At 71.7% G+C, this 18,237-nt stretch carries 14 protein-coding genes; 9 read left to right on the top strand and 5 right to left on the bottom strand.

The features are described from left to right. Positions 1 to 294: 294 nt before the first annotated feature. Together WME89_RS27810 and WME89_RS27805 are read left to right on the top strand one after the other, a co-directional pair. Entirely contained in the window at positions 295 to 1,791 is a 1,497-nt protein-coding gene (locus tag WME89_RS27810; RefSeq protein ID WP_438002736.1) for a tetratricopeptide repeat protein, read from the top strand. Between the two features lie 562 nt (positions 1,792 to 2,353). Beyond that, positions 2,354 to 3,403, top strand: a complete 1,050-nt coding sequence (locus tag WME89_RS27805) for a hypothetical protein (RefSeq protein ID WP_438002735.1) — start codon at positions 2,354 to 2,356, stop codon at positions 3,401 to 3,403. Positions 3,404 to 3,524: 121 nt separating this feature from the next. Here the strand turns inward: WME89_RS27805 and WME89_RS27800 are convergent, their stop codons facing one another. Then, a complete protein-coding gene (locus WME89_RS27800; RefSeq protein ID WP_438002734.1) occupies positions 3,525 to 3,863 on the bottom strand; it encodes a hypothetical protein in 339 nt (112 codons plus the stop codon). A 392-nt stretch (positions 3,864 to 4,255) separates the two neighbouring features. On the opposite strand from WME89_RS27800, the gene WME89_RS27795 reads away from it, so the two are divergent. From WME89_RS27795 to WME89_RS27785, 3 genes are all read left to right on the top strand, one after another. After that, complete coding sequence (locus tag WME89_RS27795; protein ID WP_438002733.1) at positions 4,256 to 6,199, top strand: hypothetical protein; 1,944 nt, start codon at positions 4,256 to 4,258, stop codon at positions 6,197 to 6,199. Between the two features lie 164 nt (positions 6,200 to 6,363). Beyond that, entirely contained in the window at positions 6,364 to 7,026 is a 663-nt protein-coding gene (locus WME89_RS27790; protein WP_437662973.1) for a TetR/AcrR family transcriptional regulator, read from the top strand. Positions 7,027 to 7,105: 79 nt separating this feature from the next. After that, positions 7,106 to 8,641 (top strand): FAD-dependent monooxygenase, encoded by a 1,536-nt coding sequence (locus tag WME89_RS27785; RefSeq protein ID WP_438002732.1) that lies wholly within the window; start codon positions 7,106 to 7,108, stop codon positions 8,639 to 8,641. Here the strand turns inward: WME89_RS27785 and WME89_RS27780 are convergent. The 3 genes from WME89_RS27780 to WME89_RS27770 form a co-directional block, all read right to left on the bottom strand. Beyond that, complete coding sequence (locus tag WME89_RS27780; protein WP_438002731.1) at positions 8,607 to 9,998, bottom strand: WD40/YVTN/BNR-like repeat-containing protein; 1,392 nt, start codon at positions 9,996 to 9,998, stop codon at positions 8,607 to 8,609. The two genes, WME89_RS27785 and WME89_RS27780, sit on opposite strands and share 35 nt — an antisense overlap. A gap of 176 nt (positions 9,999 to 10,174) precedes the next feature. Beyond that, positions 10,175 to 11,944, bottom strand: coding sequence for an RICIN domain-containing protein (locus WME89_RS27775; RefSeq protein ID WP_438002730.1), 1,770 nt, complete (start codon positions 11,942 to 11,944; stop codon positions 10,175 to 10,177). Positions 11,945 to 12,624: 680 nt separating this feature from the next. Continuing rightward, the gene (locus tag WME89_RS27770) at positions 12,625 to 13,524 is read right to left on the bottom strand and encodes an MOSC domain-containing protein (protein ID WP_438002729.1); all 900 of its coding nucleotides are present in this window, start codon (positions 13,522 to 13,524) and stop codon (positions 12,625 to 12,627) included. A gap of 194 nt (positions 13,525 to 13,718) precedes the next feature. Here WME89_RS27770 and WME89_RS27765 point away from each other — a divergent pair, with 194 nt between their 5' ends. The 4 genes from WME89_RS27765 to WME89_RS27750 all read left to right on the top strand — a co-directional run bounded on the left by WME89_RS27765 (position 13,719) and on the right by WME89_RS27750 (position 17,339). Beyond that, a complete protein-coding gene (locus WME89_RS27765) occupies positions 13,719 to 14,816 on the top strand; it encodes a Nif3-like dinuclear metal center hexameric protein (RefSeq protein WP_438002728.1) in 1,098 nt (365 codons plus the stop codon). Positions 14,817 to 14,880: 64 nt separating this feature from the next. Continuing rightward, positions 14,881 to 15,252, top strand: a complete 372-nt coding sequence (locus WME89_RS27760) for a hypothetical protein (protein WP_438002727.1) — start codon at positions 14,881 to 14,883, stop codon at positions 15,250 to 15,252. Then, positions 15,252 to 15,722 carry a hypothetical protein gene (locus tag WME89_RS27755; protein WP_438002726.1) on the top strand — a complete coding sequence of 157 codons (471 nt, stop codon included), beginning with the start codon at positions 15,252 to 15,254 and terminating at the stop codon, positions 15,720 to 15,722. Before WME89_RS27760 ends, WME89_RS27755 begins: the two co-directional genes overlap by 1 nt. Positions 15,723 to 15,869: 147 nt before the next feature. Beyond that, positions 15,870 to 17,339: an MATE family efflux transporter gene (locus tag WME89_RS27750; RefSeq protein ID WP_438002725.1), complete on the top strand. Its 1,470-nt coding sequence runs from the start codon at positions 15,870 to 15,872 to the stop codon at positions 17,337 to 17,339. A gap of 29 nt (positions 17,340 to 17,368) precedes the next feature. On the opposite strand, the gene nudC is transcribed toward WME89_RS27750, so the two are convergent. Continuing rightward, complete coding sequence (gene nudC, locus WME89_RS27745; RefSeq protein WP_438002724.1) at positions 17,369 to 18,202, bottom strand: NAD(+) diphosphatase; 834 nt, start codon at positions 18,200 to 18,202, stop codon at positions 17,369 to 17,371. Positions 18,203 to 18,237: the final 35 nt, after the last annotated feature.

Below are 18,237 nucleotides of genomic sequence, written 5' to 3'. Positions count from 1 at the left end.
TCACCGGAATGCGCGCACGCATTCCGGTGAGCTCTGACGACAGGCAAGCCGGTGGTCGATGACGCCTTGACGCAAGCGCGATGATGGCATACCGCTCGCCGCGGCTCGCGCATCCATGGCGATGGGCATCCAGGAAATCGCATGTCGGCTTCGATTCTAATGCGGTCCCTCAGCGCCGCCGCGCTCGTGACCTGCGTCGCAAGCGGTCTCGGCTGCACTCAGTTCAAACCACCTCTCACCTGTGCGTCTCAGGGCGGTGCCCCGTGGGTAGAGCTCTCCTCACAGCACTTCGTGATGTGGACGGATCTCGACCGCTCCGAAGCACGCGAAGCTCTCGCGGAGTTCGAGAGGTCGTACAACGCTCTCGAAGACGTCTGCTTCCCGAGCGACGACCCCGACCCGTTCCGCATGCAGATCATCCTGTTCGCGCGCGAGCGGGATTTCCGTCAGTTCCGCCCCAGGCCCACCGGCGGCTTCTTCATGCATTCGCTGCCGAACGATCTCGAGCCCGCGCCGACCATGGTGATGTACGGCTCGCTGGGTGAGCAGACGCGCCTCACGTTCCAGCACGAACTCGCGCACCACTTCATCGCGCAGAGCATCGGGCCCACGCCAGCGTGGCTCAGCGAAGGCCTCTCCCAGTTCTACTCGACGTTCCGCTTGCAGGATGGCTATGCATACATCGGCTCACCGCTGCCCGATCGCGACTTCCTGAAGGGGTCCTTCTGGCGCACCGCGAGCAATGGTCCGTTCTCGCGCGTGCTGATCCCTGTCGGCCAGGCGAGGTCCGCCACGGAGCTTCTACACATTGATAGCGGTGACTTCTACGGCCATTCCGGAGATGCCTCGGCGGTCGAGCGGCGCCGGGTGACGATCAACTATCTGAGCTCATGGGCGCTCGTTCACATGCTGATCAACGGCCCCGAACAGTACGTGCAACGCTTCGCCAGCTTCCTCGAGGCAGCCTCGCGCGGCGCGCCTGTGCGGCAGGCCTTTCAGCAAGCAATCAGCGACATCCCGCCAGAGCAGCTCGATCGGGACTACCGGAGCTACCTTGTGGGCCAGCGGTTGATCAAGAAGGTCGGCCCCTACTCGGGCCCGCCGCCCTCGCCGCCGCAGGTCGAGCGGGCGATGAGCGACGCCGAGGTGCACGTGCTCTGGGCTCGTCTCAAGATGTGGGAGGGCAATGAGAGGGCCTGGGCGGCGGCGCATCTCGAGGAGGCGCTCACTCACGAACCGAACAACCCGGAGGTTCGCTTCTGGCGCGGCCGCTTGCGCATCGCCGAGGCTCGTTTCGAGGAGGCGGAGCAGGAGCTCACGGCGGCGCTCGCGGTGAGGCCGGCGGATCCTCGGTATCTCCTGGCGATGGTGAGGTTTCTCTACACGCTGGCGAGTCATCGCGTCATCACGACACTTGATGCGATGAGACGCGCCGCCCCGCTCGTCGATCGTCTGGGCCGCACTGCATCCACCGCGGCACAGCTCAATCTGATGGCCAGATACCGCCTCGAGCACCGCGAGTTCGACGAAGCACAGACGTACGTGAAGCGCGCCCTTCAAACGGACCCGAGCTGCGCGTCCTGCTATGACACCTACGGCATGCTGCTCCTTGTGCAAGGCCGAGTCATGGACGCCATCAGCGCAGGGTCGCACGCGCTCGACCTGCTGCCAGAGGGGATTGAAAACCCGCTCATCGAAGCTCGCCTCCGCTGCTTCTACGCGCACGAGAAAGCGGCGCGGGACGGCGCGCCGACGCGCCCGGAGAAGTGCTTCAACCCGCCCAGACAGTGAAGGTGGTCAGGCTCTCGCTCTGCGAGAGCCAGAGGGGCCAGATGCGAGGAGAGCTCGCCCGCGGTTCGCCGAGAGAGCCGGTCAGCCGATCGGCGATCGGGAAGCTGGTCGCGCCGAAGCCGAAGTTGAAGGTGACAGCAGCGACGCTGAGAGAGGGCGGGCGTGGCCTCGACGGAGCCACCCTCACGGGGAGATGATCCTGCAGGCTACCGCGTCAGGCGCACGGCGCGGCGCAGCAACGCGCATCAGCTTGCGCCGTTCGTTGCGTGATCCTGCAAAACGGCGGCGCAACCCGTTGCTCCCGGGATCACGCCGCAGCGAGATCCGGCCTGGATCGCGGAGCGGACGTGCTGGCACGGCCGTTGCTGTTCTTCCCGGACGTCGAAGCGCGACGCACACGCGCCTCGGCAACACAGGTGGAATCCCGCGCGTGACGACGGGCCCTGGTCGATGCACGCAGATCCGAGAGCGACGGTGCCCACGGCACCTCGCCCTCGGCGCGATCGAGGTCGACGTCAGGTCGGATCCACCGCGCCCGACAGGCAGAAGGATGGAGTCATTGATGAAGCTCAGGGGTTTTCATCTCGGATTGGCGCTGCTGTTCTCCGCTGGATCGCTGACCACGATCGCCTGCACGTCGCCTGTGGACCCGCAGAGCGAGCAGGGGGCCGGAACGGTCAGCCTGCCGCTCGTGACGTCGACGGGCGGCAACTTCCGTCTCCACAACGCCACGTTCTCCATCGACTCGATGAACGGAGCCCACGTCGCCACCCTCGACTCCGAGAGCGATCCGGACGCGGAGGCGCTGACGGCGACCCTTTTCCAGGGGCCCTACCGGGTGCGGCTGCTGGACGGCTGGCAGCTCGACAGGATCGAGGGGGACGGCACGGAGTCTCCCGTCGCGGCGGCCCTCGTCTCGCAGAACCCTCAGATCATCGACGTGGACGCCGCGGCGACGACCGACGTCTCGTTCACGTTCACCACGGGGCAAGGCACGATCGTCCTCGGCGACGGCGTGGTCGACATCCAGTTCGACGTCACGCCGAACGACGGGCTCGCGCAGTGCAACCTGCTCTATAGCTACTACTGTCCGTCGGGGCAGACCTGCCTCCTCGCCGACGCGAGCGGCAGGACGTTCTGTGCGTCACCAGGAACGCTGCCGGTGGGCTCTCCGTGCACCTCGGACCAGTGCGTCGCGGGGTCGCAGTGTCTCAAGGTGGATCCGGACAACCCGGAGCAGGGCACTTGCACCCAGTTCTGCAACGTGAACGACACGACGTTCGGCGTGAACTGCCTGAGCCTCGGCCTCGACGACAGGAACGTCGGCTTCGTGGGGCCGGCGCCAGAGGGGACCTGTGACCTGCTGGCCCAGACGGGGTGCGCCGAGGGGGAAGCGTGCCAGTACTCCGGCGGCAGCTTCCCGAGCTGCGGCGTCCCCGGCACGACGCCTCCGGGCGGCGCCTGCTCCGGGGAGACCTGCGGAGCGGGATACCAGTGCTACTACGGCACGTGCACGGAGATCTGCGACGCGCGCGTGACCTACCCCGGCACGCCGGGCTGCTACTACTGCTACGACGTGGGGACCGGCATCGCCGGACGCTGTTACAACTGACGTAGCCCTCGGGCGCGTCGGCCACGGCAGCCCGGATTGAACGAGCCGCCAGGACGCCAGGGACGCCTGGAGAATCCAGCGTCTCCCTGGCGTCCCCGTCGGTCGAAGCGCTCGCCCCGGCTCAGCGAGGGCAGCCGACGAGCGCGGGGGCCCCGAGCAGGTCGAGCTGCTCGACCGCGCGCGGCGGCCGGCGCGCGCGCGGGCCCGCCTCCGCCTGCGGGGCGGGGCTCCGGGATGTCGCTCGCCGCAGGAGCTCCTCGCGGATCGCCAGCAGCTCGCGCGCGGGCAGGGTGCTCGTGTCCGTCACGAGCCGCGCCCCGTCACGGTAACCGGTCCACACCGTGTAGCCGTCGCGTGTGACCTCGATCCCGAACCTCGGGCCATAATCCGTGATCTCGTACGTGCGGCCCAGGGCCAGGAAGCTCCACTTCTTCATCACGACCGTCTCGCCAGTGTCCATCGCGGCAGCCAGGGCGGCCAACAAACCGGGGGCCTGTGGCGGGCGCTCACGGGCAGCCGCCTCGCGAACACGGAGTTTACGTGGCGCCGCCCCCGCTGGCTCACACGATGGCGCCCGCGCTCACGCTCGGGCGATCGCGCGAAGGCCCCGCGTCGATCCGACTCTGGCAAGGCGATGTCGCCGTACAAGACGGGCGCACGCCGCCCGCGGGCGACAGCGGGGCTCACCCGGGCGCCGGCTCAGCGACGCGAGCTCAGCTCTCGTGTCGTCTGTGTGCCTGGTTCGAGCGGCGCGCGACGCCCTGAGGGGCATGGGGGCGCAGCGCTCTCCGGTGGCCCGATCGTGCAGGCCGCTTGCCAGCGGCGCTGTTCAGGCGCGACGATCGCCGCGCCATGAAGCGCGCCGTCCTCCTCCCGCTCATCCTCACGGCCGCGTGCGCTGGCGCGTCGGCCTCTCCGCCCGGCGGCGCCGCGCTGCTAGCTCCGGCGGCGCGCCCTGCGGACGCCGAGCCCGCCCGCGCGGCGCAGCCAGCGGAAGCGCGTCCCCCGGCCGCGCCGAAAGAGCTCTCCTCGGTGCTGCGGATCGCCGACGTGCGCCGGACCTGGGGCAACGTCGCGCAGCTCCTGGCGGGCACGCCGTTCGGGATGATGCTGCTCGGCCCGGGCCAGATGGCGCCCGAGATGCTGCTCGAGGAGGCGCTCGGCCCGGCGCTCGCCGAGGTGGTCGATCTGGGAAAGCCGATCGACGCCGCCGTGCTCGGCACCGAGCGCCCGCGCTTGGTGGCCTCCCTGTCGATCCCGGAGCGCGAGATGCCGCGGCTGCAGGAGCGCTTCGTGCTCAAGGAGCTGAAGGAGCAGAAGGGGCTCCGGGGCATGTTGCGCGTCGAGGGAGTACGCGAGACAGAGCCCGAGGATCGGGCGCTACCCCGCGTATGCGCCCTCGATCCCGGTGAGCGCAGCGGCAGCGCGCGCCTGATCTGCGCCGATGACGTCCAGGATCTCGAGGCCGCCGCGCCCTACCTCGTCCAGGTCGTGGGCCGGGAGCCGCTCGAGGCGGACGCGCGGGTCGAGGTCCCGGGGCGGATCATCGTCGAGGGCGTGGAGAGCACGCCCGACGAGGACGACGACAGCCACGCCGGGAACGTGGGCGTGGAGCTCGTCGACGCGTTCGCCCGCGAGATCGAGGGCGTCAGCGTCGACCTCACGTGGGTTCGCCCGGATATCGAGGTCGGCTTCGGCATGCGCTTCGCGAGCCGGCGCTCGCCCCTCGCGCTGGCGGTCACGCCGGCCGCGCCGCGGGACGCCGCCACCCCGCCGGCCTTCTTCCGGCTCCCGCGCGACACGGCGATCGCCTTCTACAGTCAGGGCGCGTCGCGCGCGGAGCTCACGCCGCTGCGCGAGGCGTTCTTCCGGGGGATCCGCGACGACATGGTCGACGAGGGCTACGACGCGCCGGGGCTCGATCGGTTCATGGATCGCCTCGGCGCCCTGGCCTTCACGGGCGGCCCGTTCGTCATCGGCTCGGGCGGCGATCGCGCGGCGGCGGACAAGGCCCTCGCCGCCTACCAGGGCGGCAAGGGCGCGCCGCGCACGCGCACGCGCAAGGCGGCGCGCGGCGCCCTGCAGAGCTGGTTCCTCGTCGCGGTCGAGGAGCCGGCGCAGGCCTGGATCTCGGGTGTGAAGGAGCTCATCCAGCTCGGCGAGGAGCTGGACAAGAAGACGGCGAGCGCGCCCGCCGCGGGCAGCGCGGCGCCGGCCGCGGGCGCGACCGGCGGGGCGCCAAAGGGCCAGGCGGCCAAGGCCGGTGAGGAAGAGAAGGAGATCACCGATCCCGTGATCGTCCGCGCGCCGGCCGCGCTGCCCGCCGGGACGCTGCACGTCGAGCTGCGCTCCAGGCCGCTCACGAAGGACGCGCCGCCCGCGCACACGAGCCATCTCTACGTCGTCCCCGCCGGCCAGCGGACGTGGATCGGGTTCGGCGAGGACGCCGCCGCCGTGGTGGAGCGGCTGCGCGTGGCGGCGGACCCGGGGCGCGACGAGCGCACGCTCGGCGCGGCGCCAGGCGTGGAGGCGCTGCGGCAGCCAGGGACGCTGGCCGGCGGGCTGTTCTCGCTGGCCGGCTGGACGATGCTCGCGGCGAGCGGGGACACGCCGGAAGCGCTCGACGACGCCGCCAACGCGCTCGCCGGGCTCGCCAGGCTGCCCTCGCGCGGCGAGATCTCGATGCCGTTCGCGATGACCTCCGAGGTGCCCGGCTCGGGCGCGGCGCGCCTCAGCGCCCGCGTGCGCGTGCCCAGCGCGGGCATCCACGACGTGCTCGCGCTGCTGATGCGCTGACGCCGCGGTCGACCGTCGAGCGACGGACAGGCCGGCGTCCTCCCGGCGTATCGCCCTCGGGCAGAGGGGGAGACGCACCGGCCAGATCACACCCAGGCCGCCGCTCGGCCATGAGTAAATGATCATTTACCGGAGATCCTTGACCGGCGCCCGAACATGAGTAAATGATCGTTTACCAGATGGCGGACGAGGCGAAGAAGGAGACGCGGCGAGCCCTGCTCGACGCGGCGGCCGAGGAGTTCGCGCGGCACGGGCCGCAGGGCGCCCGCGTGCAGGCCATCGTCGGGCGCGCCGGGGTCAACGAGCGCATGATCTACCATCACTTCGGGAGCAAGGATGGGCTCTACCGCGCGGTGCTCGAGGAGCAGTGGTCCGGCCTCATGGCGGCGTGGCGGCCGACCCTGGAGGAATCGGCGACGCTCGAGCCGCGCGAGGGGCTCTGGCGCTCGTTCACCGCGTTCTTCCGGCTGCTCCTGGCGAACCCTCGGATCATGCCGCTCGCCCTGCACGAGGCGATGAGCGGCTGGCGGTCCGCGCCCCCGGCGACCCTCGCCAGGCTCCCGTCGCAGCTGCGCGATCTCTACGAGCGAGGGCAGCGCGGCGGGGTATTCCGGAGCGACTGCGATTTCGAGCTTCTTTACTGCACCGTCCTCGGCGCGCTGACCGCGATAGGCATCTTCGGGCCGCGGTTCCTGGACGTCAGGGAACGGCTGGAGCGAGACCCCGAGCTCGCCGCGCGCCTCGGCGAGCAGACCGTGAGCCTGGTGCTGGACGGCGTGACCGCGCCTGGAGGAGGCGGGCGCGTGGACACCGGCAAGACCGCGTGAAGTAAGCCTCGTTCACCCTCCGTCGTCGTTCCTAACCATCCATCGTTGTCGTCGAGCAGTCGAACAAAGGAGAGCGCGTATGAGCGTCGATGTCGTCATCGTGGGCGGCGGTCCGACAGGCGTGATGCTGGCTTGCGAGCTGCGCCTGGCCGGCGTGCGCCCCGTCGTGCTGGAGCGCCTGCCCGAGCCCACGGGGCTATCCAAGGCGCTCGGCCTCGGCGGGCGCGCGGTGGAGATCCTCGATCACAGGGGCCTGCTCGAGCGCTTTCGCGCGGAGCAGGGCGCCCTGGACATGTCGATCTTCAGGCACTTCGGCGGGATTCCGCTGGACCTCCGCGGGCTCGACGACGACCGCGGGAGCGCTCCCAGGCGCTTCCTGGCCATCCACCAGGCGCGCATCGAGGCGCTGCTGGAGGAGCGGGCGCGCGAGCTCCGCGTGGAGATCCGCCGAGGGCACGAGCTCACCGGGCTGGAGCAGGACGGGGAGGGCGCGACGGTCGTGGCGCGAGGGCCGGACGGCGAAACAGGGCTTCGCGCGCGCTTCGTCGTGGGATGTGACGGCGGACGCAGCGCCGTGCGCAAGCTGGCCGGGATCGGCTTTCCTGGTCTGCCTCCCTCTCGGCTCCTGCGCCTCGCCGATGTCGTGCTGCCCGAGGAGGCGACGGAGCAGGGACACCTCGTGCTCTCCGGCGGTCGCCGCGTCCGCTTCGGGCTCGGCGGGATCGCGATCGTCCCGCTCGGCGCGGGCGTCTTTCGCGTTGTCACGTCGGAGCCTTATCCGCCGGACTTCGACCGCAGCGCGCCAATGACGCTCGACGAGCTGCAGGCCAGCGTTCGCCAGGCGCTCGGCGAGGACCTTCCGGTCCGGGAGGTGCGGTGGCTGTCCCGGTTCACCGACGCCAGCCGGCAGGCCGACAGGTACCGCGCTGGCCGCGTGCTGCTCGCGGGCGACGCGGCGCACATCCATCTTCCGGCGGGCGGGCCAGGCCTCAACACCGGCTTGCAGGATGCGGTCAACCTCGGCTGGAAGCTGGCCGCGGAGATCCACGGCTCGGCGCCGCCGGGGCTCCTGGACACCTACCATGCAGAGCGGCACCCCGAGGGACGGCGCGTGATCATGCACACCCGGGCGCAAGGCGCGCTGATGGCGCGAGACGAGCGCGTCGCCGCGCTGCGGGAGCTGCTCGGGGAGCTGCTCAAGCACGAGCAGAGCTTGCGGTACGTCGTCGACATGCTGGACGCGGTCGACGTCCGCTACGACATGCGCGGCGAGGCCGGGGCGTCGCATCCGCTGCTCGGGCGGTGGGCGCCGGATCTCCGGCTGATCACCGGGGAAGGCGAGACCCGGGTCGCGGAGCTCATGCGCAGGGCCAGGGGCGTGCTGCTCGACCTGACCGGCGGCGCCGCGCTCGGCGACGTGGCCGCGCCCTGGGACGACCGCGTGGACACCGTCGTCGCGCGCAGCGCAGAGCCGGCGCGCCCCGCGGAGGCGATGCTGATCCGCCCGGACGGCTACGTGGCCTGGGTGGCGGGCGAGGGCGAGCCCGACGGGGGCGCCCACCGCCGGCTGCGCCGCGCGCTCACCACGTGGTTCGGCGCGCCCCGCGGCGGCTGAGCCGGATCTGCCGGCGCCGCCGCGCCCGCAGGAGCGCGCCGCCGGCGGCGACCATGCCGAGCAGGAGCGCGCCGGAGCGCCCTCCGGCCGAGGCCCCGCAGGAGCTGCCGCCGCCGTCGCTCGCCCCGGTCCCGCCCGCGGCCGCCTCGCCCCCGCCGTCGCTCGCCCCGGCCCCGCTCGAGGCCGCGCTCGAGCCGGAGCCGGCGCCGCAAGAGCCCTTCGCGCCGATGAAGCTCGCGGTCGACGGCCAGAGCGGAGGGCAGGTCTGGCCCGTCGAGCTCTCGCTCCCGCAGGCAGGCGGCGAGCCGCAGAGGCGGTCGAGCGTCATGAGCGGCGAGAACGTCTTGCCCCCGTCCGTGGAGACGCCCGCGGTGAAGCCGTCCACGAGCTCGTCGGCGCAGGCGAAGAGGCCCTGCGCGGTCCAGGTCAGGCATCGGACGCCGAGCTGCCCTACCCGGGTGAACTCCAGCGTCGCCGTCGGCGCGATCCACAGGCCGTCCTCGTCGCTGCCGGCCGCGATCATCGTCCCGTCGGGCGAGAGGGCGAGGCCGAGGAGGCTCGTCGCCTGGAACACCTCCCGCCACGTGGCGCCCCCGTCGTTCGAGACAAGGAGGGCGTCCGCGCCATCGCCGTCGCGGCGCACATAAACGATGTCGGGGTCGACCGGATCCACGGCGCCGAGGTACGGCAGGTTGCGATCGTCGCTGCCGGGCACCTCGAAGTCCTCCCAGGTCGCCCCGCGATCGCTGGAGCGCTTCACGATCCCCTGGAACGTGGGGCCGTTCCAGCGTCCGCTCACGTAGATGCGCCGGGGATCGCTCGGCGCGCTGTCCAGGGTCACGCCGAGGAACGTGCTCGGGAGGTCGGCGCCGGCCTGCGTCCAGGTCCTCCCGTCGTCCTTCGACTCCCAGACCTGGGTCACGATCGCGTCGCTGGCCAGGACGCTCGAGCCGAGCAGGATGGCGCTCGCGGGGTCCGCGCGGTCGATCGACAGGTCGACGATGTTGCGCTGCGCGAGCTCGCCCTCCGCCATCTCCCACTGGCAGCCGCCGTCGTGCGTCGCGCTCAGCCCGTCGAAGAGCCCGGCGAGGATCGAGCCGCCGCCGGTGATGACCATCATGGGGTCCTCGAAGCCGCTGTAGCCGATGGCCCCTTCACAGATCCACGACCAGCGCTCGCCGCCGTCGCGCGTGACGAGGAGGCCATACGTCGCGCGCAGGGCGATGTGGTCCGGATCGGAGGGATCGACGAGGATCTGCCCGGCGGCGGGATAACGGCCATTGGCGGAGGCGGGCGTCGAGGCGGAGAGGGCGAGACAGGCCGCGGCGGCCCCGAGCCCCAGAGCGATGCGGTTCATCGAACGGAGGTACATCCATCCTCCTGCGCGGCGCAACGCCTCGACAGGAGGAGCGCGGCGCGGTCAAGGCAGGGAGAGCCCCTGTTCGGATCTGGCCACGACCCGCGACGGCGCCGCGCGCGGGCCGGGAGCGACGCCCCCGGCCGCGCGCTGGGTCCGCGCGCCAGGTCCGCGCGCTATTGCCGGCGGAACTGCTGGTTCGTGCCGGTGTGGCAGGTGTACTGGATGAACCTGCCGTCGTCGGCGGTGCTGGCCCCGGAGACATCCACGCACTTCCCGCTGCCGACCGAGCGCAGCGAGACGACGCCGCTGCCGCGATCGACGAGATCCCACTTCTGGCTGTTCTTGTCGGCGCAGTCCGACTGGATGATGTTCGCCATGTTGGCGGTGCTCGACCCCTGCACGTCGAGGCACTTCCCGCTGTTCACGTTCTTCACGACCGCCGTGGTGCCGCTGATGACCTCGACCTGCCACTGCTGGTCGCTCGCGCCGGTGCACGGCCGCTGGACGAGCGTGGCGCCGCTGGCGGTGCTCGCCCCGCTGACGGCGACGCACTTGCCGGAATGGAGGGCCGTCAGGCTCTGGCCGGTGCCGGTGCCGGTGCCGGTGCCGGTGCCGGTGCCGGTGCCGGTGCCAGTGCCGGTGCCGGTGCCGGTGCCGCCCAGGCCGGTGATCTGGACCTGGGCGCCCGTGGCCGACACCGAGAGGACGGTCAGCGTCGCGTTCGTCCCGAAGAGCTGATGCGAGGCGCCGACGACGAGCGGAGCGTCCCTGAAATTGCCGCCCGGGATCATGTCGAGGAGGTGCGCCCGGCCGCTCTCACGCGACTGCGTGAAGAACGCGTGGACGAGGACGCCTTTCCCGGAGAGATTGCGGGAATCGATGACGTTCGTCGCCGCCGGCTGGCGGAACTCGACCTGGTACATGATGTCGTTCGGCCCCTTGATGCGGAGGAGCTGAGTCCCGGTGCTCGCCTCGGTCATGGGGGCGAGCGTGTAGGTCCCATCGGCGCTGATCGTCACGGCCTGCGCCGACGGGATCCACCCCAGGTTCACCTTGTAGTTGGCGTTGAAGTGCTGCTTCCCGCCGTTGCCCATCGGGTCGAACACGTCGCCGTACTCGTCGAAGGTGCAGTCGTTGCTCATGGTCACCGTCGCCCCTGCGTTGCGACAGGTGCGCGAGGAGGCGTGCCAGAGGCCGAAGTTGTGGCCGAGCTCGTGCACGACGACCTCGGGCCAGAGGCCGGCGATCCAGGTGGCGTTGCCGGGCTGCGCGCCCATGCCGGCATACCCGCAATCCATCTTCCCCATGATCATGAAGTGCTGGTACGCGTTGAGGTCGAACCCAGCGTTCTTCGCCGCGGTCTTCGCCTCGTTCTGCCACCTGTTGTAGTCGTCGCACTTCCCGAAGCTGATGTTGAACGGGCCGGCGACGTCGTACTCGAGCTTCATCTTTCCAAAGGAAGAGCCCGCCAGGTGGGTGGCCGCGCCGTCGAGGGTGTTGCGGATGTCCTGCTCGGTGCCGAGCGTCTGGCCGCCGTCGAACTGCACGCGCAGCGCCAGGACGCGCTTGGTCCCGGTCGTGACGACCGCGCTCGTCAGCGAGCCGATGCCCTCGGCCGGGCGCATCATCTCGACGTCGATGCTGTCGTCGTCGCCCTCGACGCCGAACACGTCCACCGGCGAGCCGCTGGCCGTGCGCCAGTCGGTCGACGGCTCGCCGCCCGGCGACGTCGCCTCCATGGCGTCGAGGTTCAGGCGCACGAACGTCCCGTCCTCCCGCTCCAGCATGTACCGCGCCTCGCCGTTGGCGACGGCGACGGTCAGCGTCCCCGAGGCGGTGGGGGTCGCCCCCGCTTCCACGTCACCGGTGGGGCTCAAGCAGCCGGACGCGAGAGCGCACGCTGTGAGGACAACCGCGGACAGGTGTGACTTGAAGCGCTGCATGGTGTCTTCCTTTCCAAGCTCGGTCTGATCTGCCCGTCCCCCGCGTGGGAGAGCGCCGCGCCTTCCCCCCTCAGGAGCGTGGGCGCGGCGCGACGGGGCGCTGCCAAGGAGAGGCCGCAAGCGCGGCCAGCCTCTCCGCTGCTGATACAACTTGACGGTCCGACTGCTCGTCGACCGCGTGACCGTCGCTCGCGACCGTCACGCTCCGGCACCGTTCAAGCACGCTCGCGAGCGAGCCTCTCCCGTCAAAGCAAGAGCGCTGCCACTGCCGTGCAGCGCGATCCTCGCCTCTGTGACTGCAACAATCGCCCTGGGGCGGCCAGATATCCAGTGATGCGTTATGTTTGCGTGCTCTGGATGGATCGTGAGAGATCCTGAATGGACATGAAAACACCACCCCTCCTCCGAGATGCGGTGATGGCGAGAGTGCTTGTGATCGTCCGCTGGAGCTGTCGCCGCTCAGGCGATCTCGACCGGCGCTGCGCGCTCGATCCGGCCGAAATGGTGGCGATCGGTGGTCGAGGGCGACGACGTGAGACCCGGAGTGAGGACTGAGGAGCTCATGTGGGTCTACTGGAGATGATCGTCGTGCCCTGTCGGTCATTGCCTCCTCCGGTGCTCCTGCGGCGCATGTCCTGAGCAAGGGGGGGCGGAGCTCGCAGGAGCCGGCGCAGGGCCGTTCAGCGGGGCGGGGACAGGGGCGCTGCCTCCAGCCGAACGGCTGCGCCGCGACGGATCGCGCCCTCGCGGCGCACGGTCGCGTAGGCCCCGGCCACCGCGGGGAGCATGACGCCGGGCGCGAGGGTCGCGCTCGCGACCGCGTTGTGCTGCGCGAGGGCGCGCAGGAGGCCGGGATCGCGCGGGAGAGCGCCCTGAGCCAGCGTGGGGACGACGCAGCGCGGGCAAGGATCGATGATGTCGAGCCGGACCTCCGGGGCGATCGTCAGCGCATGGCCGAGCCACCCGTTCTCGACGAAGCGGCGCTCGCCCGGAGCGGTCGCGACGACGAGGTTCGGGCGGAACCTCGCGGCCTCGATGCGCCCGGAGGGGTGGAGCTCGCGCAGCCGATCGAGCGTGGCTGTCGTCAGCACGTGCAGGGCCGCCACATCGAAGAAGGTGCCGGCCGGCGCGGCGAGGGCCATCGGCTCCTCGACGATCGTGGTCGGGGCCGCGGCGCCATCCACGGGCGAGCGATCTGCCTCGCGCCTGGGGGACTCGGGCGCTCGGCTCACGAGCGCCACGTCGCGGCCGAGCGCGCGCGAGAGCGCCCGGTCCACGTCCGGCTGCGCGCTGCTGATCACGGCGCCGTCCGGCAGCGTGATCCAGAGGGGCGGGGGCGGGGCCGAGGGGCGCGGCGGCTCGGCGAAGGCCGCGCGACACGCGAGCAGCGCGCCCCATTTGCCAGGGTGCTTCGCGCTCGCGATGTGCCCTGTCTCGCGGTCCAGGAGGGCATAGGCCCGGTCGCCGAGCACGCCGCGCTCGGTGATCGCCGCGCCGTCGATCTCCTCTCCTTGCATGGACTTGACGGGGTAGCGCCATATCGACACGACCGTACCGGCCGGCTGTTCTCTCGGGGGCACGGCCCCTCTTTTACTCGATCTTCGCCGGGGACGGCGCCCGGATCGCGTCGGCAGGCTGCGTATCAGGAGATGCCCTGTCGGTCAGATCGAGGTCGCCAGACGGCCGCCCGACGGCCGGGCCGCCCAGAGCGCGCGGCGCGGCGACTCCGGCTGCGCTCCGCTCCTCCATCGGTCCTGATGGTATAGAGGCGCGCATGACCCTCCTCCGAGACGTCCTCGCCGCGCTGGAGTCGATCGCCCCGCTCCGGTTCGCCGAGCCGTGGGACAACGTGGGCTTGCTCGCGGGCGACCCGGCGCGGCCCTCGTCCGCGGCGCTCCTCGCGATCGACTACACCCCCGAGGTCGCCCGGGAAGCGCGCGATCTCGGCTGCGATCTCGTCGTCGCCTACCATCCGCCCCTCTTCGAGGCCGTGAAGCGCGTCGTGGCGCCGAGCCCGGTCTTCGCGGCGATCCGCGACGGCATCGCGCTCTACTCGCCCCACACGGCGCTCGACGTCGCCGAGGGCGGCACCAACGACGTCCTCGCCGACGCGCTCGGGATGTCCGGGGAGCGCGCGCCGCTCAGGCGGGCGACGCCGAAGGCGTGGCAGGACAAGCTCGTCGTCTTCGTGCCGGAGGATCGAGCCGACGCGGTGGCCGACGCCCTCGCCGAGGCGGGCGCGGGCCAGATCGGCCGGTACTCGCGCTGCAGCTTCCGCACGGTCGGGACGGGCACGTTCTTCGGCGAGGAGGGCACGAGCCCCGCCGTGGGCGAGAAGGGCCGGCTCGAGCGCGTGACCGAGGTGCGCCTGGAGATGGTGTTCCCCCGCGATCGGACCGAGGCCGTCCTGCAGGCCATGCGCGCCGCGCACCCCTACGAGGAGGTGGCGTTCGATCTCGTCCCGCTCGCCGCCGAGCCGCTGCGGGCCGGCATCGGCCGGATCGGGCCGCTCGGCGGCGCCACGCCGTTCGGCGAGCTGCTCGGCCGCATCAAGGAGCACCTCGGCGTCGGCGCCTTGCTCGTGGCCGGCCCCGAGCCGCGCGCCATCTCCCGCGCGGCGACGTGCGCCGGCGCGGGCGGCGCGCTGCTCGAGGAGGCCATCGCGCAGGGGGCGGAGCTCTACCTGACCGGCGAGCTGCGCCACCACGACGCCCTGCGCGCGGCGAGCGCGGGCGTCACCGTGGTGTGCGCGCTGCACTCGAACAGCGAGCGCGCCGCGCTGAAGCGCCTCGCCGAGCGCCTCCGGGCCGCGCTGCCGTCGCTCCGGGTCGACATCAGCGCGCGCGACCGGGATCCGTTCTCGATCCGCTGACGGAGCGGCGTTCGACCTCGGGGAGAGCCGGCCGAGGGCGGCGGCGAAGTGCTACGATGGATGCGTGCGCGCCGCGAATGAGCTCCTCCCTCCGCCGATCCCTCCAGCCGAGCACGTCCGAAGGCTGGTGGAGGCCAACCGGGTGGAGGAAGCACGCCGTTATGTTCAGGAGTTGCTCGCCCAGGGCGATACGAGCGTGGAAGGCTGGGCGAAGGTCCTCCGCCCGCCCCGGATCGTGGCCTCCTCCGACCGCGCCCGCAGCAGCTTCGCAGCAGACTACGCCTGGTTGCGAGAGAACCGGCAGGCGTACCTCGATCGCTGGGTGGCGCTCCAGGATGGCAAGCTGCTCGACTCCGACGTCGCGCTGCGTGCTCTGGTCGAGCGGCTGACGGCGAGTGGACAGATCGAAGGGGCGTTCGTGGTGCAGGTCGACTGATGACCACGGGCACCATGCGCCTCGACGGTGCCGCGCAGCCGTGGGCCGATTCGTCTGCGCGCTATCGGGTCGCCACAGAGCATGAAGGGACATTGCTGACGGTCGCGGTCCGCTGCCGGATCGCCGGTCTCCCGTTCGAGAGCCAGGCGCTCCTGGACACCGGCGCCGCGTGGTCGATCATCGGGGGCGAGCTCGCTGATGTGCTGCAAGCGCAGCTCGGTGCGTCAGGGCAGACGATGATCCTGTCGACGCGACTCGGTCGCATCCGCGGCGTCCTTCACGACCTCGACGTCGTGCTCGTCGCCGAGCGCGGCGAGAGCCTCACGGTCTCGGGCAGCATCCTCGTCGCTCCAGGATGGATAGGGCCGATCGTCCTCGGGTACCGTGGGTTCCTCGAGCGCCTCCGCTTCGCCCTCGATCCAGGCTGCGGCCCGGACGAAGCTTGGTTCTTCTTCTCGAGCGCAGGCTGAACGAGGAGCGCCGGGGCGCGAGGGGCTCAGCGTGCCCGACCCGCGCGCAGACCGCGCCGAGCGCTCAAGCTGCGCGCCCGCGCCGTCTGCAAAGGTGTGCGAAGGCGCTGGACGAAATGGCCAGCCGCGATCAGCTTGCTGGCCCCCATGCGCGACCACGCCACGCCACCTGCCCGCGAGCTGCGCGCCGACGCTCTTGCGCCAGCGCCGCCCCCGTCCGGCCCGCGCCGCGGCGCCGGCGTCTGGTCGACGCTCCGCGAAGCGATCCGCGGCGGCGAGCACGACTTCACCACGGGATCCATCGACCGGGCGATCACCCTGCTCGCGATCCCGATGGTCATGGAAATGCTCATGGAGTCGCTCTTCGTCGTGGTCGACGTCTTCTGGGTGTCGCGCCTCGGCGCCGACGCGGTCGCGGCCGTCGGGCTCACGGAGTCGCTCCTCGCGCTCGTGTACGCCATGGGCCTGGGCCTCTCCGTCGCCGCGTCCGCGACGGTCGCGCGGCGGATCGGCGAGGGGCGGCCCGAGGAGGCGGCCGCCATGGCGGGGCAGGCGATCGTGCTCGGGCTGCTCGTCTCGCTGCCCATCTCGGCGGTCGGCGCGCTGCTCGCGTCGCGGCTGCTCGCGGCCATGGGGGCCACCCCCGGCGTGATCGCGACCGGGACGCCGTTCGCCGCGATCATGCTGATCGGCAACGCCACGATCCTGATGCTGTTCGTCATCAACGCGGTCTTCCGCGGGGCGGGCGACGCGGCGCTGTCGATGCGGGTGCTCTGGCTCTCGAACGCGCTGAACATGGCGCTCGGCCCGTGCTTCATCTTCGGCCTCGGGCCGTTCCCGGAGCTCGGCGTGACCGGCGCGGCGGTGGGGACGACGCTCGGCCGCGGGAGCGGCGTCGCGCTGCAGGTGTTCCTGCTCGCGCGCGGCGGCGGCCGGGTGAAGGTGCAGGCGCGGCACCTCGTCCCGGACCCGAGGGCGCTCGCGGCGCTGCTCCGCCTCTTCGCGAACGGCGCCTTCCAGGCGGTCGTCGGCACGGCGAGCTGGATCGGCATGGTGCGCATCCTCGCCCCCTTCGGGAGCGCGGCGCTCGCCGGCTACACGATCGGGATGCGGGTCATCACGTTCGCGATCCTGCCGGCGTGGGGGCTCGCGAACGCCGCCGCGACGATGGTGGGGCAGAACCTCGGGGCCGGGCGCCCCGAGCGGGCGGAGGCCGCCGTCTACCGCGCGGGCATCTGGACCACGGTCATGCTCGGCGTGATCGGCGTTGTCTTCGCGGTGGGGGCCGGCGCGATCGTGGGCGCGTTCACGGGCGACGCCGAGGTGCTCCATCACGGCACGCAGGCGCTGCGGGTCGTGTCGTGCGGGTTCCTTTTCTACGGCTTCGGCATCGTGTTCACGCAGGCGTTCAACGGCGCCGGCGACACGAGGACGCCCACGATGCTGAACATCGCCTGCTTCTGGCTGTGGGAGATCCCGCTCGGCTGGGGCCTTTCGCGCGTCGCGGGGCTCGGTCCGCTGGGCGTGTTCCTCGCGATCGCGGTGGCGTTCTCGACGCTCGCTGTCGCGGGCGGGCTCATGTTCCGACGCGGCACCTGGAAGCAGCGCCGCGTCTGAGGGGGCACAGCGCTGCCGTGCCGGAGCCGCTACCGCGCCGGCCGCGCCAGCCAGGCGTCGATGAGCTTCCGGGCGATGCTGAGCGGCGGCGGCAGCGTCGGCAGCGCGTCGCGGTGGAACCAGCGCGCGTCCTCGAGCTCGCGCGTGTCGACGCGGAGCTCGCCGCCCGCGTAGCGCGCGGTGAAGCCGACCATGATCTGGTGCGGGAAGGGCCACGGCTGGCTGCCGAAATAGACGATGTCGGCGATCTCCACGCCCGTCTCCTCGTGGACCTCGCGCGCGACGCACCCCTCCAGCGCCTCGCCCGGCTCGACGAAGCCGGCGACGAGGCCGTACATGCCCGCGGGGAACCGCGCTTGCCGCGTCATGAGGATGCGCGGGCCGTCCTCGACCAGCACGATGGTCGCGGGCGTGATCCGGGGGAAATAGCTGCTCGCGCAGCGCGCGCAGCGCTTCACGCGCTCGTCCAGCCCTGTCTCGAGCTCGGCGCCGCACGCCGCGCAGTACTGGTGAGCCCTGTCCCAGTGCTGCACCTGGTACGCCGTGCCCGCGAGGTCGAACAGCTCCGGATCGATGCGCCCGTGCAGGCGCCGCAGCGAGACGTACGCGTGCCCCTCGGGCGCCGGAGAGCCCGGCGCGAGCTCGGCGGAGCGGCACGGGCGCTCGTCGAGCTCGCCGAGCGGCTGCGCGCGCACGACGCGGAGGCCGAGGTCGGCGAGATCGGCCGCGACCGGGACATCGAAGCGGTCGCCGCCATCGACAGCGCGGACGAGGAGCTCGTCGCCGTGGAACGCGAACCAGGCGACCTCGCCAGGCGGCGCGTTCGGCCGGCTGAGGCCAGGGCGGAAGCGGCTCGGAGGCATGGACTTACCCGCCCCCAGGGAGCCGCGAGGGCTCC

This window comes from Sorangium sp. So ce321 (assembly GCF_051530195.1).
Lineage (GTDB): Bacteria > Myxococcota_A > Polyangia > Polyangiales > Polyangiaceae > Sorangium.
The sequence above is the reverse complement of the archived record's forward strand: the minus strand, read 5'-3'. Positions and strand labels throughout refer to the sequence as shown.